Source organism: Geodermatophilus sp. SYSU D01105 (genome assembly GCF_054050095.1).
In genome coordinates this window covers 97,841-121,719 of record NZ_JBJGYR010000010.1, presented here as the reverse complement: position 1 = coordinate 121,719, position 23,879 = coordinate 97,841, and the positions used below count along the sequence as shown (strand labels likewise).

Annotated in this window: 22 protein-coding genes and 2 pseudogenes; 12 read left to right on the top strand and 12 right to left on the bottom strand. The window is 76.3% G+C overall.

Features of this window, described 5'->3' with window-relative positions:
• The first annotated feature begins 184 nt into the window (after positions 1–184).
• Positions 185–565, top strand: coding sequence for an ArsR/SmtB family transcription factor (locus tag ACI79I_RS11745; RefSeq protein ID WP_456992516.1), 381 nt, complete (start codon positions 185–187; stop codon positions 563–565).
• A complete protein-coding gene (locus ACI79I_RS11740; protein ID WP_456992515.1) occupies positions 562–1,206 on the top strand; it encodes an SRPBCC family protein in 645 nt (214 codons plus the stop codon). The genes ACI79I_RS11745 and ACI79I_RS11740 overlap by 4 nt, the downstream gene beginning before the upstream one ends.
• 18 nt (positions 1,207–1,224) lie before the next feature.
• Here the strand turns inward: ACI79I_RS11740 and ACI79I_RS11735 are convergent, their stop codons facing one another.
• Genes ACI79I_RS11735 through ACI79I_RS11725 form a run of 3 tightly spaced genes read right to left on the bottom strand, consistent with a single transcriptional unit; the run spans position 1,225 to position 4,978 of the window.
• A complete protein-coding gene (locus tag ACI79I_RS11735; protein WP_456992514.1) occupies positions 1,225–1,692 on the bottom strand; it encodes a universal stress protein in 468 nt (155 codons plus the stop codon).
• The gene (locus ACI79I_RS11730; RefSeq protein WP_456992513.1) at positions 1,685–2,536 is read right to left on the bottom strand and encodes a hypothetical protein; all 852 of its coding nucleotides are present in this window, start codon (positions 2,534–2,536) and stop codon (positions 1,685–1,687) included. The genes ACI79I_RS11735 and ACI79I_RS11730 overlap by 8 nt, the downstream gene beginning before the upstream one ends.
• Before the next feature lie 33 nt (positions 2,537–2,569).
• Complete coding sequence (locus ACI79I_RS11725) at positions 2,570–4,978, bottom strand: MFS transporter (protein WP_456992512.1); 2,409 nt, start codon at positions 4,976–4,978, stop codon at positions 2,570–2,572.
• A gap of 254 nt (positions 4,979–5,232) precedes the next feature.
• On the opposite strand from ACI79I_RS11725, the gene ACI79I_RS11720 reads away from it, so the two are divergent.
• Both ACI79I_RS11720 and ACI79I_RS11715 read left to right on the top strand, forming a co-directional pair.
• The gene (locus tag ACI79I_RS11720; RefSeq protein ID WP_456992511.1) at positions 5,233–5,637 is read left to right on the top strand and encodes a DUF6221 family protein; all 405 of its coding nucleotides are present in this window, start codon (positions 5,233–5,235) and stop codon (positions 5,635–5,637) included.
• A gap of 648 nt (positions 5,638–6,285) precedes the next feature.
• On the top strand, positions 6,286–7,926 hold the full coding sequence (locus tag ACI79I_RS11715; RefSeq protein ID WP_456992510.1) for a lytic murein transglycosylase: 1,641 nt from the start codon (positions 6,286–6,288) through the stop codon (positions 7,924–7,926).
• A 9-nt stretch (positions 7,927–7,935) separates the two neighbouring features.
• Here the strand turns inward: ACI79I_RS11715 and ACI79I_RS11710 are convergent, their stop codons facing one another.
• Together ACI79I_RS11710 and ACI79I_RS11705 are read right to left on the bottom strand one after the other, a co-directional pair.
• Positions 7,936–9,339, bottom strand: a complete 1,404-nt coding sequence (locus ACI79I_RS11710; protein WP_456992509.1) for an amidase — start codon at positions 9,337–9,339, stop codon at positions 7,936–7,938.
• A gap of 55 nt (positions 9,340–9,394) precedes the next feature.
• On the bottom strand, positions 9,395–10,141 hold the full coding sequence (locus tag ACI79I_RS11705; protein ID WP_456992508.1) for an SDR family oxidoreductase: 747 nt from the start codon (positions 10,139–10,141) through the stop codon (positions 9,395–9,397).
• 104 nt (positions 10,142–10,245) lie between these two features.
• On the opposite strand from ACI79I_RS11705, the gene ACI79I_RS11700 reads away from it, so the two are divergent.
• On the top strand, positions 10,246–12,948 hold the full coding sequence (locus tag ACI79I_RS11700; protein WP_456992507.1) for a PEP/pyruvate-binding domain-containing protein: 2,703 nt from the start codon (positions 10,246–10,248) through the stop codon (positions 12,946–12,948).
• Positions 12,949–12,963: 15 nt separating this feature from the next.
• On the opposite strand, the gene ACI79I_RS11695 is transcribed toward ACI79I_RS11700, so the two are convergent.
• Both ACI79I_RS11695 and ACI79I_RS11690 read right to left on the bottom strand, forming a co-directional pair.
• Entirely contained in the window at positions 12,964–14,187 is a 1,224-nt protein-coding gene (locus ACI79I_RS11695; protein WP_456992506.1) for a cytochrome P450 family protein, read from the bottom strand.
• A complete protein-coding gene (locus tag ACI79I_RS11690; RefSeq protein WP_456992505.1) occupies positions 14,184–14,654 on the bottom strand; it encodes a DUF5709 domain-containing protein in 471 nt (156 codons plus the stop codon). Before ACI79I_RS11690 ends, ACI79I_RS11695 begins: the two co-directional genes overlap by 4 nt.
• A 242-nt stretch (positions 14,655–14,896) precedes the next feature.
• Here ACI79I_RS11690 and ACI79I_RS11685 point away from each other — a divergent pair, with 242 nt between their 5' ends.
• The 7 genes from ACI79I_RS11685 to ACI79I_RS11655 all read left to right on the top strand — a co-directional run bounded on the left by ACI79I_RS11685 (position 14,897) and on the right by ACI79I_RS11655 (position 19,323).
• Positions 14,897–15,265 carry a cupin domain-containing protein gene (locus ACI79I_RS11685; RefSeq protein WP_456992504.1) on the top strand — a complete coding sequence of 123 codons (369 nt, stop codon included), beginning with the start codon at positions 14,897–14,899 and terminating at the stop codon, positions 15,263–15,265.
• Positions 15,266–15,406: 141 nt separating this feature from the next.
• Positions 15,407–16,411, top strand: a complete 1,005-nt coding sequence (locus ACI79I_RS11680) for a hypothetical protein (protein ID WP_456992503.1) — start codon at positions 15,407–15,409, stop codon at positions 16,409–16,411.
• A 15-nt stretch (positions 16,412–16,426) separates the two neighbouring features.
• The gene (locus ACI79I_RS11675; protein WP_456992502.1) at positions 16,427–16,765 is read left to right on the top strand and encodes a hypothetical protein; all 339 of its coding nucleotides are present in this window, start codon (positions 16,427–16,429) and stop codon (positions 16,763–16,765) included.
• Between the two features lie 189 nt (positions 16,766–16,954).
• Complete coding sequence (gene sigE / locus ACI79I_RS11670) at positions 16,955–17,533, top strand: RNA polymerase sigma factor SigE (protein WP_456992501.1); 579 nt, start codon at positions 16,955–16,957, stop codon at positions 17,531–17,533.
• A 215-nt stretch (positions 17,534–17,748) separates the two neighbouring features.
• Positions 17,749–17,934 carry a hypothetical protein gene (locus tag ACI79I_RS11665; protein WP_456992500.1) on the top strand — a complete coding sequence of 62 codons (186 nt, stop codon included), beginning with the start codon at positions 17,749–17,751 and terminating at the stop codon, positions 17,932–17,934.
• 152 nt (positions 17,935–18,086) lie between these two features.
• Entirely contained in the window at positions 18,087–19,025 is a 939-nt protein-coding gene (locus ACI79I_RS11660; RefSeq protein WP_456992499.1) for an anti-sigma factor RsbA family regulatory protein, read from the top strand.
• Positions 19,026–19,071: 46 nt separating this feature from the next.
• Positions 19,072–19,323, top strand: coding sequence for a hypothetical protein (locus tag ACI79I_RS11655; RefSeq protein ID WP_456992498.1), 252 nt, complete (start codon positions 19,072–19,074; stop codon positions 19,321–19,323).
• A 38-nt stretch (positions 19,324–19,361) separates the two neighbouring features.
• On the opposite strand, the gene ACI79I_RS11650 is transcribed toward ACI79I_RS11655, so the two are convergent.
• The 5 genes and pseudogenes from ACI79I_RS11650 to ACI79I_RS11630 all read right to left on the bottom strand — a co-directional run.
• Complete coding sequence (locus tag ACI79I_RS11650) at positions 19,362–20,891, bottom strand: ATP-dependent DNA ligase (RefSeq protein ID WP_456992497.1); 1,530 nt, start codon at positions 20,889–20,891, stop codon at positions 19,362–19,364.
• A 59-nt stretch (positions 20,892–20,950) separates the two neighbouring features.
• Positions 20,951–21,985, bottom strand: coding sequence for an alpha/beta fold hydrolase (locus ACI79I_RS11645; protein ID WP_456992496.1), 1,035 nt, complete (start codon positions 21,983–21,985; stop codon positions 20,951–20,953).
• A gap of 145 nt (positions 21,986–22,130) precedes the next feature.
• A complete protein-coding gene (locus ACI79I_RS11640) occupies positions 22,131–22,322 on the bottom strand; it encodes an antitoxin (RefSeq protein WP_456946801.1) in 192 nt (63 codons plus the stop codon).
• A 247-nt stretch (positions 22,323–22,569) separates the two neighbouring features.
• Positions 22,570–22,791, bottom strand: a pseudogene (locus tag ACI79I_RS11635) (amidase); the annotation flags it as partial.
• A gap of 242 nt (positions 22,792–23,033) precedes the next feature.
• A pseudogene (locus ACI79I_RS11630) lies at positions 23,034–23,753 on the bottom strand (amidase); the annotation flags it as partial.
• Positions 23,754–23,879 lie beyond the last annotated feature (126 nt).

Here is a 23,879-nt window from a genome sequence, read left to right as displayed (position 1 = left end):
GCGAGCGACCAGGCCGACTCGACGAGCATGAGGACAGGTCGGCCGCGACCACGGCCTGCCACGGGCGCCGCACCCCAGCCGAGCGCAACCGGCACCGCGTGCCCGCCGTAGCCGACGAGCAAGCCCTGCGTCGGCCGCAGGTATGAGGCTCGGCTTGTATGAGCGCTAGCTGAATCGTCGGGCCGTGCACGCCTTCGACGTCCTCAGCGATCCCGTCCGCCGTCGGATCCTGGAGCTCCTCGCCGAGGACGAGCGCTCAGCGGGCGCGATCACCGCGGTGGTCCGCGAGGAGTTCGGCATCTCGCAACCGGGGGTCTCCCAGCACCTGCGCGTCCTCCGGGACAACGGGTTCGCGCACGTGCGAGCCGAGGGGGCGCGTCGTCTGTACGCCGTCGACGCGGCTCCGCTGCGGGAGGTCGACGCGTGGCTGGACCGGTTCCGCCGGTTCTGGGGCCAGCGCCTCGACGCCCTCGCCGTCGAGCTGGCTCGCGCCCGGCGGGAACGCCGCACCGGCGGCTCGCCGTCCCCGGGGGACCCGATCCCGAACACCGAGGAGGACACGTGAAGGGCATCCCGGACGAGTTGGCCGGCACCTCGCGCGGGGTGCGCCGGCAGCGGACCGACGGCACCGAGGAGGTCGCCGTCGTCCTCCGGCGCCGCTACGACGCGCCGGTCGAGGACGTCTGGGATGCCCTCACCGACCCCGACCGGCTCCGCCGCTGGTTCCTGCCAGTCACCGGGGACCTGCGGCCTGGCGGCACCCATCAGCTCGAGGCCAACGTGGGCGGCGAGGTGGTGCGCTGTGAGGAGCCGCAGCGGCTCACGGTGACGTGGGGTGGGCCGTTCAGCGTCGTCGACGTGCGGCTGTCCGCCGGCGGCGACGGCGCCGTCCTCGAGCTCGAGCACACCGTCCCCGTCGAGGTGGCCGGCAGCGGTGCCGGCGCGCTCTTCGTCGGGCCCGGCTGGGACGTCACGGTGCTCGCCCTCGGGCGCTTCCTGGGCGGCGTCGTGGTGGAGGACCCGACGGCGTGGGAGAACACGCCCGAGGTGCAGCGCTACAACGTGCGGACCATCGCGGCCTGGGCCGACGTGGTGGCGGCGAGCGGCACCGCGACCGAGGACGAGGTCGCGGCGGGCGTCGAGATGGCGCGGGCCCAGTTCACGCCCGATCTCGCGGCGAGCGGGGACCACGGCGCCGGCGACTGAGACCGGCGCCTCCGGGGCTCAGGGGACGATGACCACCGGCCAGCGCCCGGTGCGGACCAGCCGGCTGCCGACCGAGCCGGCGAGCCGGTGGGCCGTCCGGGCGGAGGCGCCCACCACGACGACGTCGGCCCGCAGCTCCGTGGCGATCCGGGTCAGCTCGGCGAAGGGCTCGCCGCGGACGGCGACGAACTCGGCGGGGACGCCCGCGTGGGCGGCGCCGGCCTCGACCTCCCCGCGCAGGTGTGCGGTGCGGTCGGCCATGGCCTCCTCGAGCGGCCAGGGCTGGTCGGGCACCAGCAGCGCCAGCACCGGCGGCGTCATGACGTGCACCGCCACGAGCCGGGCGCCCTCGCGGCGGGCCAGCCCGGCGGCGTAGGCGCCCGCCCGGAGCGACGTCGGGGAGCCGTCGAAGCCGACGACGACCACGCGAGCGCCGTCGGTGCCCAGCTCGAAGGCCGATCCGCGCGGCGCGGTCTCCTCAGCCACGGTCGTGCTCCGTCCGGTGGCGCGGGTGGCCGGAGCTCCGTGTCGGGTCGTCCGCTGCGGAGGTGGTGCTCGGCGTCGCCGGGGTCGCCTGGGCCGGTGTCGCCGGGGCGGGCTGGGGCGGTGTCGCCGGGGCGGGCCGGGGCGCTCCGGCCGTCGCCCCCGCCGGGGTGCGGTCGATCGGATCGTCCCCGTCCTGGGGGGTCTGCGCCGGGCGTGGCTGCTCGGTCGCCGTGGGTGCGGTCCCGGGCACGGGACCGGCGGGGTCGGCGGGGGAGCCGGCGGCCACCGGTGCCGGGACCCCGGCCGGGTCCGCCGCCGGCGACGGCCCACCGGCCGCCGGCCGGGGACCCGCCGCGGGCGGGGGCTGGGAGGCCGTGGTCGGACGTCCGGTGGCCGTGGTCGGGCGGTCGGTGGCCGCGGGCTGCGGCGCTCCGGTCGTCCCTGCGGGGCTGGCGGTCGTGACCGGGAGCGCGGCCTCGGGCGTCCCGGTCGCCGGGGTGGTCGCCGGTCCCGTGCCGGCGTCGGACGACGGGGCGGCCGCCACCGCCGCCCGGCCCTGCTGCGCCGACGGCTCGCCGTCCCCGCTCCCAGCCAGGAACACCCCGGCGGCGAGCACGGCCGCCCCGGCGCCCACCGCCACCGCGGCCAGCGCGCGGCGCGGCGTCCGGCGGGCGGTGACCGCGCCCGGTGCCGGACAGGGAGCTGCCGCGGCCGGTGGTGCGGGCTCGGCGGCGAGGATGCGCAGCGCGGCCTGCGCCGGCGGGCGCAGCGGGCGTCCGGCACGGAGGTCGGCGAGCACCAGGTGTGTGAGGTCCCGCCGCAGGACGTCGTCGACGTCCGTCATGGGGTGCCTCCTCTCGGACGGGTCGGTGGGAGGTCAGCCGCGGGCCGACCCGAGGGTCACGTCGTGGGCGACCTCGGTGCCGGCGGGCACCCGCAGCGCCTCGGCCACGGGCGCGAAGCCACTGGTGGTGAGGGTGTAGGAGCCGGGCAGCAGGTCGTCGAACTCGTACCGGCCGGTGCCGCCGGTGCACGTGGAGGCCAGCACGTTGCCGTCGGCGTCGAGGAGGGTCACGATCGCCTCGGGCAGCGGCCGCCGGTCGCTGGCGGCGCGCACCACGCCGGTGACGCGGGCGCCACCCACGAGGACGAGGTCGCGCACGGCGGTCCCGCCGTCGGCGAGCTCGACGGGGACGGCGAGCGGCTGGTGGCCCGGTGCCCGGCCGGTGAGCGTGTAGCTGCCGGGCACCAGCTCGGCGAGGGCGAAGGCCCCGTCGTCGGCGGCTGCCGTGCTCGCCACCACGTCGCCGGAGGCGTCGGTGAGCGTGACCAGCGCGGCCGACAGGGGGGCTCCGTGCCCGTCGCACACCGTTCCGCGCAGCGCTCCGCTGCCGGCCAGCACGACGTCGCGGTGCACCGGGGACTCGGCCACGGCGACCATCGCGGCGTCGGGCGTCAGGTGCGGGGCCGACGCGATGAGCAGGTGGGTGCCGGCGGTGGCAGGCCGCAGACGGTAGCCGCCGTCCGCGCCGGAGCTGGCGCGGTCGACCTGCCGCCCCGCGACGTCGGTCAGGGTGACCGACGCGCCGGCCAGCGGCCGGCCGTCCCCGCGCAGGACGCGCCCGAACACCAGCCGGCCCTCCAGGACGTGCCCGTTCACCGCGGCGGTCCCGGCCGTGTCCCCGCCCGCCGGGACGGCGGATGCGACGGGGACGGGCCGCGTCGGGGTGGGCGTCTCCTCGGCCGGGCTGTTGCTGCGCCGGAGCGGCACCTCCCGGATGAACAGGACCGCCAGCACCGCCACGGCCGAGATGACCGCCGCGATGACGAACACGTCGCCGATGACGTCGCCGTAGACCCCGCGGACCAGGTCCTGGACCGGAGCCGGCAGACCGGCCAGGTCGAGGGACTCCGAGCCGCCGCCCTCCGGCGCCGGCAGGCCCATCGCCACGAGCCCCTCGGCCACCCGGTCACTGACCCGGTTCGCGGCGATCGAGCCGAGGACCGAGACCCCGGCGGCGCCGCCCATCGAGCGGAAGAAGGTCACCACGGAGGTCGCCGCGCCGATGCTGCTCAGGTCGACGGTGTTCTGCACCGCGAGCACGAGGTTCTGCATCGTCATGCCGACTCCGAGGCCCAGGAGCGCCATGTACCCGGCCATCAGGGTGTAGCTCGTGGTGTGGTCGATCGTGCCCAGCAGGCCCATGCCGCCGACGAGCAGGAGGGTGCCGGCCACGAGGTACCGCTTCCACTTCCCGAAGCGGGTGATCAGCTGGCCGGAGACGGTCGAGGAGAGCAGCAGCGCCGCGATCATCGGGATGGTCGCGAGGCCGGCCTTCGTCGGGGACCAGCCGCGGGCGATCTGGAAGTACTGGCCGAAGAAGACCGAGGCACCGAACATCCCGACGCCGACCGCGACGGAGGCGATGATCGCCAGCGCGGTGGTCCGGTCGCGCAGGATGGGCAGCGGGATGATCGGCTCGCGCACCCGGCTCTCGACGAACACCACGAGCAGCAGCGCGACGGCGCCGCCGCCGGCCATGGCCGCGGACTGCCAGGAGAGCCAGTCGAACTCGTTGCCGGCGAAGGTGACCCAGATCAGCAGGTCGCTCACCGCAGCGGTCAGCAGCGTCGCGCCGACCCAGTCGATGCTCACGTGCCGCCGCAGGGTCGGCAGGTGCAGCGTCTTCTGCAGCAGGACCAGGGCGACGAGGGCCAGGGGCACGCAGACGTAGAAGGTCCAGCGCCAGCCCAGCCAGGAGGTGTCGACGATGACCCCGCCCAGGAGCGGGCCGCCGACGGTGGCCACGGCCATGACCGCGCCCAGGTAGCCGGAGTACTTGCCCCGCTCCCGCGGCGGGATCATCGCCCCGATCACGACCTGGGCCAGGGACTGCAGGCCGCCCATGCCGATCCCCTGCACCACGCGGAAGGCGATCAGCGTGCCCATCGACTGCGAGAGGCCGCAGAGCGCCGAGCCGACGGTGAAGACCACGATGGCCAGCTGGACCAGCAGCTTCTTGCTGTAGAGGTCGGCGAGCTTGCCCCAGATCGGCGTGGACGCCGTGGCCGCGAGGAGGGCCGCGGTGACCACCCAGGTGTACTGGGACTGGGTGCCTTCCAGCCGGGCGGTGATCGTGGGCAGCGCGTTCGACACGATCGTGCTGCTGAGCAGGCCGACGAACAGGGCGAGCAGCAGCCCGCTGAGTGCCTCGAGCGTCTCCCGCTTCGTCATGGCCGTCGTGTCGACGGCCGCCGTCCGCTCGGCCCGGTGGGTCGTGCTCATGCAGGGTCCTCCGCAGGGAACGGCCGCCGGCCGGGTGCGTGTACTGGGAGTGGGCGGGGGCTGGGTGTCACCGCCACAAGTTGTAATACGCAACGATAAGTCGACTTCTTCCCGACCGCGTGGAGACGGCGCTCACTGGGGGCTTGAGCCACTGGCCGCGAGCCTTGAGCCGCGGGCCGCGCGCCGCGCGCCGCGACGAATGTGTCTCGCTCCGGGGACGGCGCGCGTCCCCGGTCGGCGGGAGGATGGCGACCGTGGACGCGGAGTCGGGTCTGGAGCCGGACCGGGAGCCGAGCCTGGACGAGTTCGTGCTCGCCCGGATCGCCGAGGACAAGCGGATCGCGGCGGAGGCCGCCGCAGCCAGCGGCCGCGAGGAGTGGGACGTGGGGGACGCCTCGGGGTCGCCCCAGGGCGCAGGCGAGCACGTCGCCCGGTTCGATCCGGCACGGGTGCTCGCCGAGTGCGCGGCGCGCCGGCGACTCGTGCTCGCCTGCCGGGAATCCCGGCCGGACCTGCGCTTCCTCGGGTCCCGTCCCCAGGGCCTGGCCGACTTCCCGCTCACGCCGACCGACCAGCACCAGCTCGCGGCGCTCACCCTCGCCCTGCTGGCCATGCCCTACGCGCAGCACCACGAGTACCGCGCGGAGTGGCGGCCCTGAGCTGCCGGCCGGGTGGCCCGGCGAGTTCCGGTTCGGGGACGTTCTGCCCTACGGGTGCGGACCCGGGCGGAGTTGGGTGACACTCGGCAGGACGAGCCGGTGGTCGGTCGAGGACGGACCCGTGGCCGAGGAGGCGCCGTGACCGGGATCCCCAGCCCGCCCAGGTCCTCCGGTCCGCCGCGCCCGGAGTGCTGAGCTGATGCGGCCGAGGGAGCTGCCTCGCGACCGTCTCGTGGGAGCAGCGGGGTGAACGCCCGGCGAGCACGCCGGTTCCGGTGGGGGAGCGCCGCGGCCGTCGTCACCGCTGCACTCGTCGCGACCCCCACGGCGCACCCGCAGCCACCTCCCGCGCCGCGGTCGGATCCCTCGCCGCTGCTCGCGCGCACGCAGCTGCTCGGTGCTCCCAGCGCCTCCGGGTCGTCCGCCGCCGTCCCCCGTCCGGCTCCCGTCCCAGCGCCCCTGCCGGCCCCCGTCCCGGCGCCGCCGAAGCCCGCGACGGCCGGCGGCGCGGCACCTCCAGCGCAGTCGGCACCTCCACCGCGGCCGGCGGCGACCGGGCCCGCGTCCGGGCTGGCGGCCGCCGGTGTACCGGCCACTGCACTCGAGGCCTACACGGCGGCGGCCGCGGCCGCTCCGGCCGGTTGCCACGTGCACTGGTCGCTGGTGGCGGCCATCGGCCGGGTCGAGTCCAACCACGGCCGTTTCGCCGGCGCGGTCCTGCACACCGACGGGCGCTCGACGCCGCCGGTCCTCGGCGTGCGGCTGTCCGGCGGCCCGGGCATGGCGGTGGTCCTGGACACCGACGGGGGACGGCTGGACGGCGACGCGCAGTACGACCGCGCCGTCGGGCCGATGCAGTTCATCCCGTCCTCGTGGGCCCGCTACGCGAGTGACGGCGACGGTGACGGCCGGCGCGACCCGTTCGACATCCACGACGCCGCCGCCGCGACGGCCCGCTACCTCTGCGCCACGGGCGGGGACCTCTCCGGTCCCGCCGGCAAGGCGCGGGCGGTGTTCGCCTACAACCACTCGAACAGCTACGTGGCGACGGTCCTGGCACTCGCCGCCGCCTACGCGGGGACGCCGGTGCCGAGGGTGCCGGTCCCGGTACCGGACCCCGCACCGACGGTCGAGCCCGCGCACCCGGGCCCGCCGCCCGCCGTCGACCCGCCGGCCGAGCCCCCCGTCATGGACCCGCCCGCCGAGCCCCCCGTCATGGACCCGCCCGCCGAGCTCCCCGCCGCACCGCCGGAGAGTGACCCGCCGCCGGCCGAACCGCCCGACGTGTCCGTCCTGGCGGCGCCGCCGACGGTCCCGCCCGCGGACCCCCGGTCGGAGGAGCCCGGGACGACGGGTCCGTCCGAGCAGACGGTCCCGCCCCAGGAGCCTCCGACCGTCCCTCCGGAGGAGCCGCCGCAGGCGCCGACGGCCGGTCCCGACACGGAGGCGTCGGGGGAGGCGCCGCCGACCGAGCCGTCGCAGGAGGAGCCCTCGACTCCCGCTCCGGAGACCCCGGCGGACGAGCCGTCGACGTCGGGCCCTGACGCGGACGCACCGGAGCAGGTGCCCGCGGAGGAGCCCTCGACTCCCGCTCCGGAAACGCCCGCCGACGAGCCGTCGACATCGAGCGCCGACACCCAGCCGTCGCCGGAGGAGCCGTCGGCACCGACTCCGGAGACGCCCGCCGACGAGCCGTCGACGTCCAGCGCCGACACCGAGCCGTCGACACCGGCTCCGGAAACGCCGGTGGACGAGCCCTCGACCTCGACGGCCGACACCGAGCAGTCGCCCTCAGCTCCGGATCCACAGCCCGCCCCCGAACCACCCCCGACGCCCGAGCCGCCGACGCCCGAGCCGCCGGCGGTCCCCGAGGCACCGGCCCCGGAGCCACCGTCGGCGCCCCCGGCGCCGGAGCCCCCGTCGCCGGAGGAGCAGGCTCCCGAGACGCCGGCGACCGACTGCACCGCATCCGCGCCGGTGGACGTCGTGGACGCCTCCGGCAGCGGCGTCGCCGACGAGGTCGCGGCCGCCCTCGCCGCCGCCGGCCTGGTCGTCGGCACCGTCACCGAGAGCTCCGGGCGGCCCTCCTCGGCCGTGCAGTACGCCGACGGCCAGAGCGCCGGGGCGCAGCAGATGGCCGACGTGCTCGACGTGGCGGCCGAGCCGGGTGCGGTCGACGGCATCACCCTCGTCGTCGGCACCGACGGCGTGCCCGCCCTGCTCGCCGTCCTGCCGGGCGTGCCGGCACCGCCGGGCGACTGCGCGGTCGACGACGGACCGGCCGGCTGAGCCGCCGCCTCAGCCGTTGACGAAGGGGTCCACCGGGCCCAGGACGCCGACCGCCGCCTGGATCGCCGCGGCGGCGTCGAGGGCGCGGTCGTCCCGGAACGGTGCGGCCATGCACTGGACGCCGACCGGCATCCCGTCGGCCAGGCCACCGGGCGTGGCCGCCGCGGGCAGGCCGAGCAGGTTGGCCGGCATCACCGGCCGCAGCAGCTCGAGGGTGGCGGGCACGTGGTCGGCGTCCCAGCCGTGCGGGAACGCCGGCTGCGACCAGACCGGCGTGAGGACCACCGGGTAGCGCTCGAAGAACTCCAGCCACGCCCGCGCGACCTGCCGGCGGCGGACGAAGGACCCGACGTAGGCGTCGAGGTCGAGTCGCGGGGTGCTGTCCAGGGCGACCTCGAGGAACCGCCGGGCGACCGGGCCCATCAGCTCCGCGAGCACCGGCTGCATCGTGCGCAGGTCGGTGAACAGCCACGCGTGCCACAGCTCGATCGCGGCCTCGTAGTCCGGCGGCGTCACCTCCTCGACCTCGTAGCCGGCCGCCGCGAGATGCGCACCCGCCTGCCGGACCACTGCGGCCACGGCCGCGTCGGTGCTGCCCCCGGGCGGCTCCGCCACCACCGCCACGCGCACCGGGCCCCCGGAGTCGGGGAAGGTCAGCGGCGCCGGCACGGACGCCGGGTCGCGCCGGTCCGGGCCGTTCATGACCCGCAGCCCCAGCCGCACGTCGGCGACGTCGCGCGCCATCGGGCCGTTGACCGCCATCAGCTGGAACGACAGCGGCCCGTCCTCGGGCGGCAGCACGGTGGCGTGCGGGACCCGGCCGCTGGTGGGCTTGAGCGAGGAGACGCCGCAGCAGTGGGCGGGGTTGCGCAGCGACCCGCCGATGTCGTTGCCGGCGCCCAGCGGCGACATGCCCGAGGCGAGCGCCGAGGCCTCACCTCCCGACGAGCCGCCCGCGGTGAGGTCGCGGTGCCACGGGTTGCGGGTCAGGCCGCGCAGGCTGCAGTCGGTCGAGATCCGCAGCCCCATGTCCGGGAGGTTGGTGCGGCCGACGACGATCGCCCCGGCCGCGCGCAACCGCTCGACCAGCGGGGCGTCCGCCGACGGGATCGCCTCGCCGAGCGCGACGACCCCGTTGGTGGTGGGCGTCCCCGCGACGTCGATGTTCTCCTTGACCGTCACCGGCACGCCGTGCAGCGGCCCCACCTCGCCGCCGCTGCCGAGCCGCTCGTCGGCGAGCTTGGCCGCCGCCAGCGCCTCGTCGGCCAGCACGACGACCACGGCGTTCAGCTCGCGGTTGACGGCGTCGATGCGCTCCAGGTGCGCCTCGACCACCTCCACCGACGAGACCTCGCCGGCGCGGATCATCCCCGCCAGCTCGCCGGCACCCCTGCGCCACAACGGATCGGTCATTCCGCCTCCTCGGGAGTGCGCGGACCGTACTGCGCCCGCGCCGCCCCGGGGAGCCCTATCCCCGCCCGACGTAGGGCATCGCCGTGGCCAGCACGGTCAGGTTCGCGACGTTGGCGTCCAGCGGCAGACCGGCCATGTAGACGACGGCGCGGGCGACGTCCTCCACCGCCATGCGCGGCTCGGGCCGGACGCTGCCGTCGGCCTGCCGCACCCCGGCCGCCATGCGCTCGGTCATCTCCGTGGCGGCGTTGCCCACGTCGATCTGGCCGCAGGCGATGCGGTACGGCCGGCCGTCGAGGGACGTCGCCTTCGTCAGGCCGGTGACCGCGTGCTTCGTGGCCGTGTAGGCCGCCGACATCGGCCGCGGCACCTGCGCGGAGATCGAGCCGTTGTTGATGATCCGGCCGCCCTGCGGCCGCTGGGCCCGCATGACGCGGAAGGCCTCCCGGGTGCACAGGAAGGTCCCGGTGAGGTTCACCGCCACGACCGCCTGCCACACGTCGAGCGGGAGGTCGCCGACCTCGGCCTCCGCCGCGGACCGGCCGGCGTTGTTCACGAGCAGGTCCACGCGACCGGATCCGGCGACGGCCGCGTCGAACAGCGCGCGCACCGACGCCTCCTCGGTGACGTCCGTGGGCACCGGGTGCATCCGCCCGGCCGGCCCCCGGTCGGCGACCGCCCGCAGCGGCTCGGGCCGCCGGCCGGCGAGCACCACCCGCCAGCCCGCGTCGGCGAGGGCCAGGGCCGTGGCCGCCCCGATGCCGCTCCCCGCGCCCGTCACGACCGCGACCCCGTCCTCCACCGTGCCTCCTCGCCTGGACGTCGCAGCGATCCTGCCCGCTGCGACCGGATCGGGAGTAGCGTCCGCACCCTCCTCCACCGGCGCGGACGGCGGGAGACGTCGCGATGGGCGCAGCACCGCAGCAGACCGGCACCCCGGCCATCGGCTCGCCGACCGTCGTGCGGCTGCGGGACCTCGACGCGTCGTCCCTGGCCCTGGCCGGGGGCAAGGCCGCCAACCTCGGCGAACTCCTCCGCGCGGGCCTGCCGGTGCCCGACGGCTTCTGCGTGACCACCCGGGCCTACGACGACGTCGCCGCCGCGGCCGACCTCGCCGACGTCGTCGCGCGGCTGGCCGCCTGCCCGCCCGACGACCAGGCCGCCGCCGCACGCCTGGCCCGCGAGGCCCGGGAGCGGGTCCTGGCCACGCCGATGCCCCCGCCGGTGGCCGAGGCGGTCACCGCCGCGCTCCGGGACCTCGGCGGGTCCGACCCGGTGGCCGTCCGGTCGTCGGCCACCGCCGAGGACCTCCCCTCTGCGAGCGCCGCCGGCCAGCAGGACACCTTCCTGGGCGTCGTCGGGACCGACGCCGTCCTCGACGCCGTCCACCGCTGCTGGGCGTCGCTGTTCACCGAGCGGGCGGTGGTCTACCGGCTGCGCAACGGGATCGACCCCGCCGGGGTGCGGCTCGCGGTCGTGGTGCAGCGGATGGTCGACGCCGCCGTGGCCGGCGTGTTGTTCACCGCCGACCCGGTGACCGGGCACCGCGGGCACACCGTCGTCGACGCGAGCCCTGGCCTGGGGGAGGCCGTGGTCAGCGGCGCGGTCGACCCCGACCACTTCGTGCTCGACAGCGCCACCGGGAGCGTCCTCGAGCGGCGGCTGGGGGCCAAGCGCCTGGTCGTCCGCCCGCGGACGGGTGGCGGCACGGAGACCGTCGAGCGCGAGGCGTCGACCGCGGCGAGCCTCGACGACGAGCAGCTGCGCGCCCTGGTCCGGCTGGGCGGCCGCGTCCAGGAGCACTTCGGCCGGCCGCAGGACACCGAGTGGGCGATCGACGCGGCGGGCACGCTGTGGCTCACCCAGGCCCGCCCGATCACCACGCTGTTCCCGGTCCCGGACGCGGGTGCGACCGACGGCCCCCTGCGGGTGTGGTTCTGCTTCAGCCTCGCGCAGGGGTTGACCCGGCCGCTGACCCCGATGGGCCTGTCGGCCATGCGCGTGGTCGCCTCCTCCGTCGCCCGCCTGTACGGCCGCCCGCCGGCGGACCCGGTCGCCGGCCCGCCGCGGGTCCGTGACGCCGCCGGGCGGCTGTTCCTCGACGTCAGCGTGGCCCTGCGCAACTCCGCCGGACGGGCGGTCTTCCCCCGCGTGCTCGACGTCATGGAGGCGCGGTCGGCCACCGTGCTGCGCGGCCTGCTCGACGACCCGCGGCTGTCGGTGGTCTCCGGGTGGGGTCCGGTGGTCCGCCGGCTGGCGTGGATCGCGGCGCGGTACGGCATCCCACTGCAGGTCGCCCAGGCGATCGTGCGCCCGCCGGCCGCGCGCCGGAGGGTCGACCGCCTGGGCACCCGGCTGCGGGAGCGCGCGCTGCCGGGGGAGGGCGCGACTGCCCGGGAGCGGCTGGACGTCGTCGTCCGCCTGCTGCTGGACGTCGCTCCCTCCGTGGCGCCGCGGATCGCCCCGCCGGCGGCCACCGGCTTCGCGGCGCTCGCCCTCGCGGGGAGGCTGCTCGGACCCGACGCCCGCCCCGGCGACCTCGCGACGGTCCTGCGGGGCCTGCCGCACAACGTGACCACCGAGATGGACCTCGCCCTGTGGCAGCTGGCGACAGCGGTCCGCGGCGACGGCGAGGCCGCCGAGGTGCTCCGGGCGACGCCGGCGGCGGTGCTGGCCGAGCGCTCCCGGGAGGGCACCCTGCCCGAGGTCCTCGACCGAGGGCTGCGCGGCTTCCTCGACCGCCACGGGTCCCGCGCCGTCGCCGAGATCGACCTGGGGGTGCCGCGCTGGGGCGAGGACCCCACCCACGTCCTCGGCGTCCTCGCCAACTACCTGCGGCTCGAGGACCCCGCCGCGGCCCCCGACGCGGTGTTCGCCCGCAGCGCCGCGGAGGCCGAGGCCATGGTCGCCACGCTCACCGCGCGGGCCCGGCGCCGCGGCGCCCTCCGCGGGCGGGTCGTCGGCCTCGCCCTGGACCGGACGCGGCAGCTCGCCGGGCTCCGCGAGCTCCCGAAGTACGACATCGTGCTGGTGCTCGGCCAGGCGCGGGCGCAGCTGCGCGAGATCGGTGCGGACCTGGCGGCCGCCGGCGTCCTCGCCCGGGCCGACGACGTGTTCCTGCTCGACCTGGGGGAGGTCGCCGCCGCCCTCGACGGCCGGGACGTGCGCGACCTCGTCGTCCGGCGACGCCGCGACCTCGAGCGGGAGACCGCCCGGCGGCACGTCCCGCGGGTGCTGCTCAGCGACGGCAGCGAGCCGGAGGCCGCGGCGCTGCCCGGGCCGGGGGCGGACGGCGCGCTGCGCGGCACCGCGGCCTCCGCGGGGACGGCGACCGGCCCGGCGCGGGTCGTGCTCGACCCGACGGGGGCGTTCCTCGCGCCCGGCGAGATCCTCGTCGCGCCCTCGACCGACCCCGGGTGGACGCCGCTGTTCCTCACCGCCGGCGGCCTGGTCATGGAGATGGGCGGGGCCAACTCGCACGGGGCCGTGGTCGCCCGCGAGTACGGCATCCCGGCGGTGGTCGGCGTCCCGGGCGCGACCGCGCGGATCACCACCGGCCAGCAGCTCACCGTGGACGGCAGCCGCGGGCTGGTCACCCCGGGGCCGTAGGTCCGCCGTCCAGCCTCAGCCGTGCAGCCGTACCGGCAGGCGGGTCAGCCCGCGGATGAGCATGCTCGACCGCCACGTCAGCTGGTCCGGGTCGGCGGCCAGCGCCAGGTCCGGGAAGCGGCCGACCAGTGTCCGGAACGCGACGTCCCCCTCCAGCCGGGCCAGGGGCGCGCCCAGGCAGTGGTGCAGGCCGAAGCCGAAGGCCAGGTGGCCGCCGGCGTCCCGCTCCAGGTCGAGGGCGTCGGGGGAGGGGAAGTGGCCGGGGTCCCGGTTGGCCGAGGACAGGGCCACGAGGACGACCTCCCCGGCCGGGATGGTCGTGTCGGCGATCTCCACCGGCTCGACCGTGTGGCGGAACGTGGCCAGGTCGACCGGCCCGTCGAACCGGAGGAACTCCTCGACCGCGCGGGGGGTCAGGTCCGGGTCGGCGCGCAGCCGGGCGAGCGCCTCCGGGTGGCGCAGCAGCGCGTACACCCCGTTGCCGATGAGGTTGACCGTGGTCTCGTGGCCGGCCACCAGCAGCAGGAAGGCCATCGCGACCGTCTCCTCGGCCGAGAGCCGGTCGGCGTCCTCCGACGCCGCGACGATGGCCGAGAGGACGTCGTCCCCGGGGGAGGCGCGCTTCTCCTCGACGAGCGCGGCCAGGTACCCCGCCATCGACGACGCCGCGCTGGTGCGCTCGGCGGTCGCGTCGTCGGAGGCCAGCAGCGTGTTCGACCACGTCCGGAACGCCGAGCGCTCGCGGTCCGGGACGCCGAGCAGCTCGCAGATCACGCTCATCGGCAGCGGGAAGGCGAAGGCGTCGAGCAGGTCGACCTCCGCGGGCCCGGCCGCCATCGCGTCGGCCAGGTCCGTCGCGATCTGCTCGATCCGCGGGCGCAGCCCGGCGATGGCCCGCACGGTGAACGCCCGCCCCACCAGCTTGCGCAGCCGGGTGTGGTCGGGCGGGTCGGAACTGAGCATGTGCCGGGTCAGCTCCCGGGCGAAGACCACCCGCCGCTCCGGCGGGACGGGGGAGGAGTCGAGGACCTCGGCGAAGCGGGCGCCGTCCTTGGACAGCCGCGGGTCGGTGAGCGCCGCACGGGCGTCCTCGTAGCGGGTGACCAGCCAGACGGGCAGGCCCACCGGCGTCCGCGCCCGGACCACCGGCCGCTCCTCCCGCAGCGTCGCGAACACCGCGTGCGGATCGGCGAAGAAGGACCGGTCGAGCTGCACCACCAGGTCGTCGGTCCGGGTCACGAGTCACCGACCAGGGTCTCGTCGGTCTCGCGGTCCTCGTCGACCAGGTGGACGGCGGCCTCCTCGGCCGACGCCGCACCCCCGTCGATGCCCCGGTCGGAGGCGACCAGCTCCGACTCGGTGTCGGACCCGATGCCCTCGTCCTCCTCGACCAGCCGCCCGGCGCGCACACCCCCGACCTCGTCGTCGAGCAGCTCGCCGTCGGTGTCGGAGGCGTCCCCCAGCCCGTCCCCGCCCGGGTCCGCGCGATCGGGGAGCTCGCGGGCCAGTCGACGGTCCAGCCCCTCCCCGGCTCCCTCCTCCTCCCCGGTCGTGCCCCAGTCGTCGACGGCCCACGGCCGCTCGGCCGGGGACCAGCCCTCGTCGAGCGGGTCCACGCCCCGGTCGTCGAGGGAGTCCTCCGGGTCCAGGACGCCGGAGTCGTTCTCGCCGTCGAGGTCGTCGGGGGTGGTGTCGAAGGGCTGCACGGAGGCTCCCTGCGGTCGCCGGTCGGTGGGCACCGGCCGCGGGCGGGTGCCCCGACCGGACCTCGTCAGCCTGCTCCGCTCGCGGCGGCGTGACCAGGACCCGGCACGCGGTCGTCCGCCCGGCGTGACCACCCCCCGCGGCGGCGTGCCCGAGAGGCCGGACGGTGCGGTACCCGTTGACCGTGCGCCGGGACGCGAGGACAACGACAGTGCCCGGACACCCGACACCGGGAGGAGGAGCCATGGACACCCAGCCTCTGGAGCACGCCACGTTCGACCAGCCGGACGAGGTCCGGGAGGGGGAGAACTGGCGGCTCGAACTGCTGAACCTGAGCGGGGGCGCCCAGGTGGGGCGGATCACCGTCCAGCCCGGCTGGCGGTGGTCCCAGCACGTCCGGCCCGTGGCCGGGACGGAGCTGTGCGAGGCGCCGCACCAGCAGTACCAGATCTCGGGCCGCATCCACGTGGTCATGGCCGACGGCACCGAGCTCGAGGCCGGTCCCGGCGACGTGACGTCGCTGCCCCCGGGCCACGACGCGTGGGTGGTCGGGGACGAGCCCGTCGTCGCCATCGACTGGCACGGCGCGTCGGTCTGGGCCCGTCACGCCTAGCCGATCTGCGGCGCGGCCCGGCATGGTCAGAACTGACCATGCCTGGCCCCAGCGCAAGTGGGCCAGTCCTGGTCATGTGCCGGGGTGCGGCAACGGCCAGAGTGAGAGCGCTCACACCGTTCGGAGTCCGGAGGAGCTGACATGGCCGCGGTCACCCGCGTCGCACCAGAGGCGGACACGCCGCTGCGTCCGGGCCGGGACCCCCGCGTGTCGGACATCCGTCCCGGCACCCGGTGGCTGCTGCGGGCGTTCTCGGCGCTCACCCTGCTCGCCGTCCTCGCCCTGCTGGTCTCGCCCGAACGCGCGCAGGCGAACTTCGCGTGGAGCATCAAGATGGAGCTCACCGCGGCGTTCCTCGGTGCGGCCTACGCCTCCGGCACGGCGCTCTCGCTGCTGGCGCTGCGGCGCCGGACGTGGGGCGAGATCCGCGTCGCCGTCATCACGGTCGCGGTGTTCACCGTCCTCACCCTCGTGGCGACGCTCATCCACGCGCACCGGATGCACCTGGTGCACGGGGAGGGCGCGGGCCAGGCGGCCGCGTGGTTCTGGCTGGTCGTCTACCTGGTCGTCCCGGTGGCCTCCGGGGCCGTCGTCGTCCTCCAGGAGGTCGGCCGGCGTCCGGTGCGGAGCGTCGGCCGCGGCATGCCCCGGTGGCTGACCCGGCTGCTGGGCGTCCAGGGCGCGGTCCTCGCGGCGGCCGGCCTGGCGCTGTTCCTGGGCGGGCTGGCGGTGCACCACGAGTCCGAACCGGTCACCCGCTTCTGGCCGTGGGACCTGATGCCGCTGAGCAGCCAGGTGATCGGCGCCTGGCTGATCGCCCTCGGGATCGGTGCGGCGCTGGTCATCCGGGAACGGGACCTGCACCGCCTGCTCGTGCCGGCGGTGGCCTACACCACGTTCGGGGCGCTCCAGCTGGGAGTGCTCGCCCGGTACCGGACGGACGTGGACCCGGGCGACCCGTGGCTGTGGGCGTACGTGGCGGTCTGCGTCGTCATCGTCGTGACCGGCGGGTACGGCGTGCGGGCGGCCCGGCGGCCGGCGACTCCCGTGCCCGCCGCCGACCCACCGGCGCGCGCGGACGCCGCCCACCACGCCGGGCAGCCGGCCGGGGCCGGGCGCGACCAGCGGGTGCTCGAGGTCTGCTGACCGGCCGGGGTGCACGTGACCTCCGAGGGGACGGCCCGCGCGGGGTCCGCGGGGGCCGTCCCCGCCCCGTCCCCGCCGACCCCGCTGCGGGCGGCGACCCGCGCGCTCGCCGGGGTGCGCAGGCTGCCCGTGGCGCGGGTCCTCACGACCGGGCCGGTGCTGCGGGCCTCGGCGTACGCGGTCGCCGCGGCGGTCGTGGGCCGGGTGGTCCGCTCCCTGGCCGGCCCCGGCCGGCCGGTCGGGCCCGTCCGGACGCCGCCGTCGGTGGCCCGCGGCCTGCCGCCGCCCGCCGGCGGTGCCGACGTCCGGGTCACCACCTGGACGGCGGTCGAGATCCGCTGGCGGACGGACTGAGCCGGCGCGCGAGCCACGCGGCGCGGCAGGCCGGCGGCCGGTGCTGGTCACTGCGCTACCATGGACGGCGTAGGGGAGTACCCCTCCACGAAGCGTCGTCAGTACGACCTGCCACCAGGTCCGGCGCGTCGGCCCGGGAGACCACCGGGCGGGGGAGACCTGCCGACCGTGTGGCGGAGGCCCCCTACCGTGAGTACTGCTGACCTGTCGACCGTCGCGCCGTCCGTCGAGGCCGAGGGCTGGGTGACGCCGACGTGGGAGCAGGTCGTGCGCGAGCACTCCGCCCGGGTCTACCGGCTGGCTTACCGGCTGTCGGGCAACCCGCAGGACGCCGAGGACCTCACCCAGGAGACCTTCATCCGGGTGTTCCGCTCGCTGGCGGACTTCTCACCGGGCACCTTCGAGGGCTGGCTGCACCGGATCACCACCAACCTGTTCCTGGACATGGTGCGGCGCCGGCAGCGGATCCGGTTCGACGCGCTGCCGGAGGACACCGAGCGGCTGCCCGGCACCGCGCCCAGCCCCGAGCAGGTCTACGCCGACACCCACCTGGACCCGCAGGTGCAGGCGGCGCTGGACGCGCTGTCGCCGGAGTTCCGGGTGGCAGTCGTGCTGTGTGACATCGAGGGACTGACCTACGAGGAGATCGCGGCGACCCTGGGCATCAAGCTGGGCACCGTGCGCAGCCGCATCCACCGCGGCCGCGTCCAGCTGCGCCGGGCGCTGGCCCACCTCGACCCCCGCGTGCGCGCCGACCTGGCGGAGTAGGCGGCCTCAGCCGAGGACGTGGGTCTCCAGCCGGTCGTCGGCCGAACGGCCCCGCGGGTCCAGCCGCTCGACCAGGCGCACGGGGAGCGCCGAGCACCGACGCGTCGGCGCCGCGTGGTTCCCGGCACACCCCGGATGACGCGGCCGCCGGCGCGTGTTGTGCAGGGGTCCAACCACCGGCCGGTGGTCCGACCCGGCCATCAGAGAGAACCACCATGGCACTGCGCACTCCCTGCTCCCGCCACGCCCGCTCCGTCTGGATCGCCAGCTGTGCCGACTGCACGGCCTGGCACCTCGCCGGCGCGCTGGCCGACCGCGACAACCCGGCGCCCGGAGCTGCCGGGTCCCCGCCCGAGCCCCGGGACCCCGCCCGCGGGTCGGGCCGGGCCGAGGCCGCCTGAGCGCCGCTCCCCTCGGCACACCGGCTCCCTGCCGTCCCGGACGTACCGGACGCAGCTGTTCCGCTCCGGGACGGCAGGGGTAGCGTCGAGGGCACGGGCCGGGTGTCGGGTGACCCGTTCCTCGCCCCGGCCCACGACAGAGGGGGGCCGACGTGTCGGCAGTGCGCCCGACCGGCGACTGGGACGGATCGGGCTTCGCCCACGAGGCCTTCGCCTTCGCCACCGACCAGGAGGTCCTGGACCGCGTCGTGCCCTTCGTGCTCGAGGGGCTCTCCCGCGGCGAGCCGGTGCTCGTCGTCGCGGGCGAACGGGTCCGCACCGTGCTCGCCGGGCACCTGGGACCGGACGTGGAGCGGCTGGCGACCTTCGCCCCGGCCGAGACCTGGTGGCGGGGCGGGCACGAGACGCTGCACGCCTACGACCGGGACCTGCGTGCCCTGCGGGCGTCGGTGCCCACCTGGCGGCTCGCTGCCGAGCCGGTGTGGCTGGCGTCGGAGGACGGGCGGGAGTGGAGCCGCTTCGAGGCGGTCGCCAACCGCTGCTACACCTCGATGCCCTACTACAGCCTGTGCCTGCACGACCGGCAGCGCCTGTCGCCCGACGTGCTGGACGCGGTCGCCCGCACCCACCCGCTGACCTGGGGGACGGGCGCTCCCGTCCCGGCCGCGGCCTACGAGGACCCGCGGCACTTCATCCGGTCGGCCCAGCCGGCGTGGCGCGAGCGGCCGGCCGGGGCACCCCCGGTCGCGGTGACCGCGCCGGGGCCGGCCCGCCGGCTCGCCGCGACGGCGGCGGCGGCCGGGTGGACGACCCGGGCCGACGACGTCGTCCTGGCCGTGCACGAGCTGGTGACCAACGCGCTGCGCGTGGCGGCGTTCGCCTCCGTGTCGGCCTGGGCCGAGGGGGACACCCTCGTCGTCGAGGTGGCCGACGCCGGGCCCGGGCTGCCGGACGAGACGCTGGGCTACGTCCCGCCCGACGAGGACCCCGCCGGTGCGCGCGGGATGTGGCTGGCCTGGGGCGTCGCCGACGACGTCGCCGTGGCCTCCGGGTCCGCGGGCACGGCCATCCGGCTGTTCTTCCGCCGCTGAGCGCCGCTGGTCCCGTGCGGAGCGCCTGCGGGAGGAGGGTGACCCCATGGACATCACCACCGTCAACGACCGCCACCTGTACCAGGCGCGGGTCGTGGTGCGCGACGCCGAGGACCCGGGAGGACCGGTCGAGCTGCCCGGCCGGGTCGTCCGGTTCGGGCCACCCGGCTGGCTCACCGTCGTGGACCAGCTGACCGACGACGCCGACGTCGAGCTCTACCCGATGACCCGGGTGCTGGCCGTGACGCACCTGCGCGAGTACGGCGGCGCCGCACTGCGCTCCAGCGCCGACCACTGACGCGGTCAGGGCACGGCGGCCGGGGCGGGTCCGCCCGGTCAGCCGCCGGCCAGCAGCGCGCGGACCGCGTCGACGGTGTCGGCCTCGGCCGGGGTCTTGTCGGGGCGGTAGCGCAGCACGCGGGCGAACCGCAGCGCGACGCCGCCGGGGTAGCGGGGGCTGCGCTGGGCGCCGTCCAGGGCGATCTCGACGACCAGCTCGGGCCGCAGGAGCACGCCCCAGTCCGGGCGCTCCCGGGCCAGCTCGGGGAAGGTCCGGGTCTGCCAGTCCAGCAGCTCGTCGGTCATGCCCTTGAAGGTCTTGCCCACCATGACCGGCTCGCCGCCGTCGGGGTCGCGGGCCCCCAGGTGGATGTTCGACAGCTTCCCGGAGCGGCGCCCGTACCCCCACTCGGCCCCCAGCACGACCAGGTCGAGGGTGTGCACGGGTTTGACCTTCTGCCACGCCCGGCCGCGCCGACCGGCGGCGTAGGGGGCGTCGAGGGCCTTGACGACCACGCCCTCGTGGCCGGCCGTGAGCGCCCCGTCGAGCACCTCGGCCGCCTGGCCCGGCGAGGGACGGCGGACGCCGGGCATCCGCAGCGGGGCGTGCGCCTCGGCGGCGAGCAGCCCGGCGAGCGCGTCGAGGCGCACGCGCAGCGGCTCGTCGAGCAGGTCCGCCCCGTCGAGGTGGAGCAGGTCGAAGAAGAACGGGCTGAGCAGCACGTCCTCGCCGCCGTCGCTGCCGAAGCGGCTCATCGTGTCCTGGAAGGCGCGCGGGCGGCCGTCGTCGTCCAGCGCGAGGGTCTCCCCGTCGAGGACGGCGGTGGTGCACGGCAGCGCCCGCACGCGCTCCACCAGCTCGGGCACGCCGTCGGTCACCTCGCGCAGCGTGCGGGTCCACACCCGGACCACGTCGCCGTCCCGGTGCACCTGGATGCGGGCGCCGTCGAGCTTGTACTCGACCGTGACGTCCTCGCCGAGGTCGGCCAGGGCGGCGTCGAGCGAGGAGCCGGGGCTGGCCAGCATGGGCCGCACGGGCCGGCCGACCCGCAGGCGCACGGCGGCCAGGGCGTCGACGCCGCCGGCCAGGGCGGTCGCGGCGGTCGCCGGGAGGCTCCCGGAGAGCATGAAGGCCCGGCGGGCCTCGGCGGCCGGGACGCCGGCGGCCGCGGCCACCGCGTCGAGCACCACGCCCTCGAGCGCGCCCTGGCGCAGCTCCCCGGTGAGCAGCCGGACGAGGAACCGCTGCTCGTCGGCGGTCGCCGCGGTGAACAGGCCACCCAGGACGGCGTCGCGACGGGCCGCGGAGCCGGGACCGGTCGTTTCGGCGAGGTCGGTCAACGCCCGGTCGACACCGGTGACGGTCAGCGTCGGGACCGGCGCGGGGTCGTGCGCCCGCTGCGACAGGGTCCGCCAGCCCACGCCGAGCCGCCCCTGCAGCGTCTCCCCGGAGAGCCAGGCGGTGACCGGCTGCACCTCGTCCGCACCGGCCCGCCGGAGCAGGTCGGCGATCGCCGCGGCCTTCGCCGTGCGGGAGCGAGTGGCGGCGACCGCGGTGGACGCGGCGAGGACGTCGCTGAGCAGCACGGCGCGATCGTCGCAGCAGCGACCGACGTCCGCCGACGTCAGGCCGCCGTCCGCCGCCGTCAGGCCGGGCGGCTCAGCAGCTCGCGCAGCGTCTTTTCGATGAACTGGTTGTCGGGGGCGTGCACGCCGAGACCGGCGAAGTGCCCGTAGACCGTGTCGATCACCCGGACCTCGCCGTTCGGGATGAACTGCGCGGCCCACTGCTCGTCCTCGGGCGGGAAGTACAGGTCGGTCCGGGCCGGCATCGACACCAGCGGGCAGCGGATGGACCGCAGCGCAGCCTCGGTGTCCCCGTCGAAACCGGGCGTCCGGCCGACGTCCCCGTGCTCCCAGGTCCACAGCATGGCCAGCAGGTTGTTGGGGTCGCGGTGGTCGAGCCAGAAGCCCTCCCAGAAGCCCACGAGGAAGTCCTCGAGCGAGGAGTAGCCCATCTCCCGGTACTCGCGCTGCCAGTAGAACGCCTGGGACAGCCCCCACCCGGCGTAGATCCGGGCGAAGGCACGCAGCCCGGCGGTGGGCGGGGCGTCGGCGGAGTAGTGCCCGCCGCGGAACGCCGGGTCGAGGGTCAGCGTCGCCCGGAGGCTCTTGAGGAACACCTGGTTGTGCTCGCTGGTCCGCGGTGACCCGACGATCGGCGCGGCGCGCTTGACCATCTCGGGGTGGCTGACCGCCCACTGGTAGGTCTGGCCCGCCCCCATGGAGGACCCCAGGACCAGCTCCAGCGACTCGATGCCCCACTTCTCCGTGAGCAGCCGGTACTGGGCCTCGACCTGGTCGTGGAAGGTGACCGGCGGGAAGTGCGGCCCGTCGAACGGGGGCGGTGTGTTGCTCGGGGACGACGACAGCCCGTTGTTGAGCTGGTTCGGGACGACGACGAAGTACCGGTCCGGGTCGCACGCCAGACCCGGCTCGATGGTCCACTCGTTGGCGTCGTGCCAGGCGCTGAACCAGGTCGGGTGGAGGATCACGTTCGACCGGTCGTCGGCCAGCCTGCCGTAGGTCTTGTACGCCAGCTTCGCCCCGCGCAGGGTCCCGCCGGACTGGAGGGGGAGGTCCCCCAGGTCGAACAGCTCGTGGTCGGTCGGTGCCGGCATGGCGCGCCTCCGTCGGCTCGGGAGCCTCCGGGGCAGCCTCCAACCGGCCGGCGGTGATGGCAATGCCTCCGAGCGTGGCGCGGGACGCCGTCGGGGCGGGGGCGGCGGGCGGCCCGGATCGGCCGCCCGCCACCTCACCGGCGGGTCAGGCGCCGCCCTCCTGACCGATGCGCTGGTCGGCGAGGTCGCCGGCCTTGTCGGTCTGCGCGTCGAACTTGCCGCCGCTCTTCTCGTCGGCGAACTGCTCGGCCTTGTCCAGCGCCTGGTCGCTGCGCTGCTCGCCCTGCTCGCTGTTGAGGGCGTCCTTCGCCTTGTCGCCGAGACCTCCGACGTCCATGTCGTTCCCCTCTCTGTCGGTGTCGAGGTCGTGCCCCTACCCGGCCCCGGCCGCACCGACGCCCCGGCGAGGTCCTGCCGTGGCCGGGCTCAGAGCAGCGGTCGGGCGGCGCAGCGGGCGTAGGCGTCGGACCAGGGGCGCAGGCGCTCCACCCACGCGCTCGCGGCGAGCACGTCGGCGTCGCCGTAGCGGCGGCGACCAGCTGCATGCCGACCGGCAGCCCGTCGACGTCCCCGGCCGGGACGGAGGCGGCCGGGTGCCCGGTGAAGTCGACCGGGTAGGTCAGGCACCAGCCGATGAGCGGGTCGACCTCGACGCCCTCGATGCTGCTCGGACCGACGGTGTTGCCGTCCGTGGCGTTGTCCACCGGCAGCGCGCCGAGGGTGGGCGTGACCAGGAGGTCGGAGGTCCGCAGCACCTCCTGCACCCGGTCGTGGACGGCGGTGCGCACCCGCTGGTCGCGGAGCACGTCGAGCGCACTGAGCCGGTACCCCTCGTCGATCCAGCGCAGGTACTCCGGCGTGAGTCGTCGCGGTGCTCCCCGAGCACGTCGACCCCCAGGGCCGCCAGCCCCTCGAGGCCCTCGATGTTCAGCGGCGCGATCAGCCGGCACCACAGGTCGCTGAGCTCACGCTGGTCGGCGTCGAACCGCAGGTCGACCTCCTCGACGACGGCGCCGGCCTCCTCGAACACGCGCACCGCATCGGCGACGACCGCGGCGACCCGGCGGTCGACGGGGAAGCCGCCGAAGTCGGGGCTGTAGGCGATCCTCAGGCCGCGGATCGAGCGGCGGGGAGCGCCGGCGAAGGTGGTGGGGTCGTCGAGCGCGAAGGGGTCGCGGTCGTCGTAGCCGGCCAGCACGTCGAGGGCCAGGGCGGCGTCGTCGACCGTGCGGGTCAGCGCGCCCTCGAAGAGGAACGGGTTGAGCGAGCCGAAGGCGTTGGGCCGGGAGATCTGCGGCACGCGGCCGTAGGAGGCCTTGAACCCGTAGAGCCCGCACCAGGACGCCGGGATGCGGATGGAGCCCCCGCCGTCGGTGGCCTCGGCCAGGGGGAGCAGCCCGTCGGCGACCGCGGCCGCGCTGCCGCCGGAGGAGCCGCCGGTGTTCTTCGTGGTGTCGAACGGGTTGCGCGGGGGGCCGAACAGCGGGTTGTCGCAGGTCCCGCGGAAGCCCATCACCGGGCTGTTGGTCTTGCCGTCGAGGATCGCCCCGGCGGCCTCCATCCGCTCGGCGTACGTGCACCGGGCGGGCACGCTGAAGTCCCGCAGTGCGCGGACGCCGCCGAAGGTCGCCGGCCAGCCGGGCTCGAAGTCGAACAGGTCCTTGAGCGCGGTGTGGACGCCGTGCAGCGGGCCGAGGGCCTCGCCGGAGGTCAGGGCCCGCTCGGCCTCCCGCGCCCGGTCGCGCGCCTCGTCGAACGCGGTGAACACCAGCGCGTTCAGGGTCGGGTTGCGCGCCTCGATGCGGTCGACCACCGCGTCGAGCAGCTCCACGGGGGAGAGGTCGCGGCGCCTGATCCGGGCGGCGAGCTCGGTGGCGGGGGCGTAGGCGAGGTC

Bases quoted from the DNA above. Each gene is read 5' to 3' on its own strand.
- ACI79I_RS11725 (WP_456992512.1), bottom strand. From the start codon at position 4,978: ATGAGCACGACCCACCGGGCCGAGCGGACGGCGGCCGTCGACACGACG.
- ACI79I_RS11655 (WP_456992498.1), top strand. From the start codon at position 19,072: ATGGACATCACCACCGTCAACGACCGCCACCTGTACCAGGCGCGGGTC.
- ACI79I_RS11665 (WP_456992500.1), top strand. From the start codon at position 17,749: ATGGCACTGCGCACTCCCTGCTCCCGCCACGCCCGCTCCGTCTGGATC.
- ACI79I_RS11645 (WP_456992496.1), bottom strand. From the start codon at position 21,985: ATGCCGGCACCGACCGACCACGAGCTGTTCGACCTGGGGGACCTCCCC.
- ACI79I_RS11680 (WP_456992503.1), top strand. From the start codon at position 15,407: ATGGCCGCGGTCACCCGCGTCGCACCAGAGGCGGACACGCCGCTGCGT.
- ACI79I_RS11710 (WP_456992509.1), bottom strand. From the start codon at position 9,339: ATGACCGATCCGTTGTGGCGCAGGGGTGCCGGCGAGCTGGCGGGGATG.
- ACI79I_RS11700 (WP_456992507.1), top strand. From the start codon at position 10,246: ATGGGCGCAGCACCGCAGCAGACCGGCACCCCGGCCATCGGCTCGCCG.
- ACI79I_RS11685 (WP_456992504.1), top strand. From the start codon at position 14,897: ATGGACACCCAGCCTCTGGAGCACGCCACGTTCGACCAGCCGGACGAG.
- ACI79I_RS11640 (WP_456946801.1), bottom strand. From the start codon at position 22,322: ATGGACGTCGGAGGTCTCGGCGACAAGGCGAAGGACGCCCTCAACAGC.
- ACI79I_RS11730 (WP_456992513.1), bottom strand. From the start codon at position 2,536: ATGACGGACGTCGACGACGTCCTGCGGCGGGACCTCACACACCTGGTG.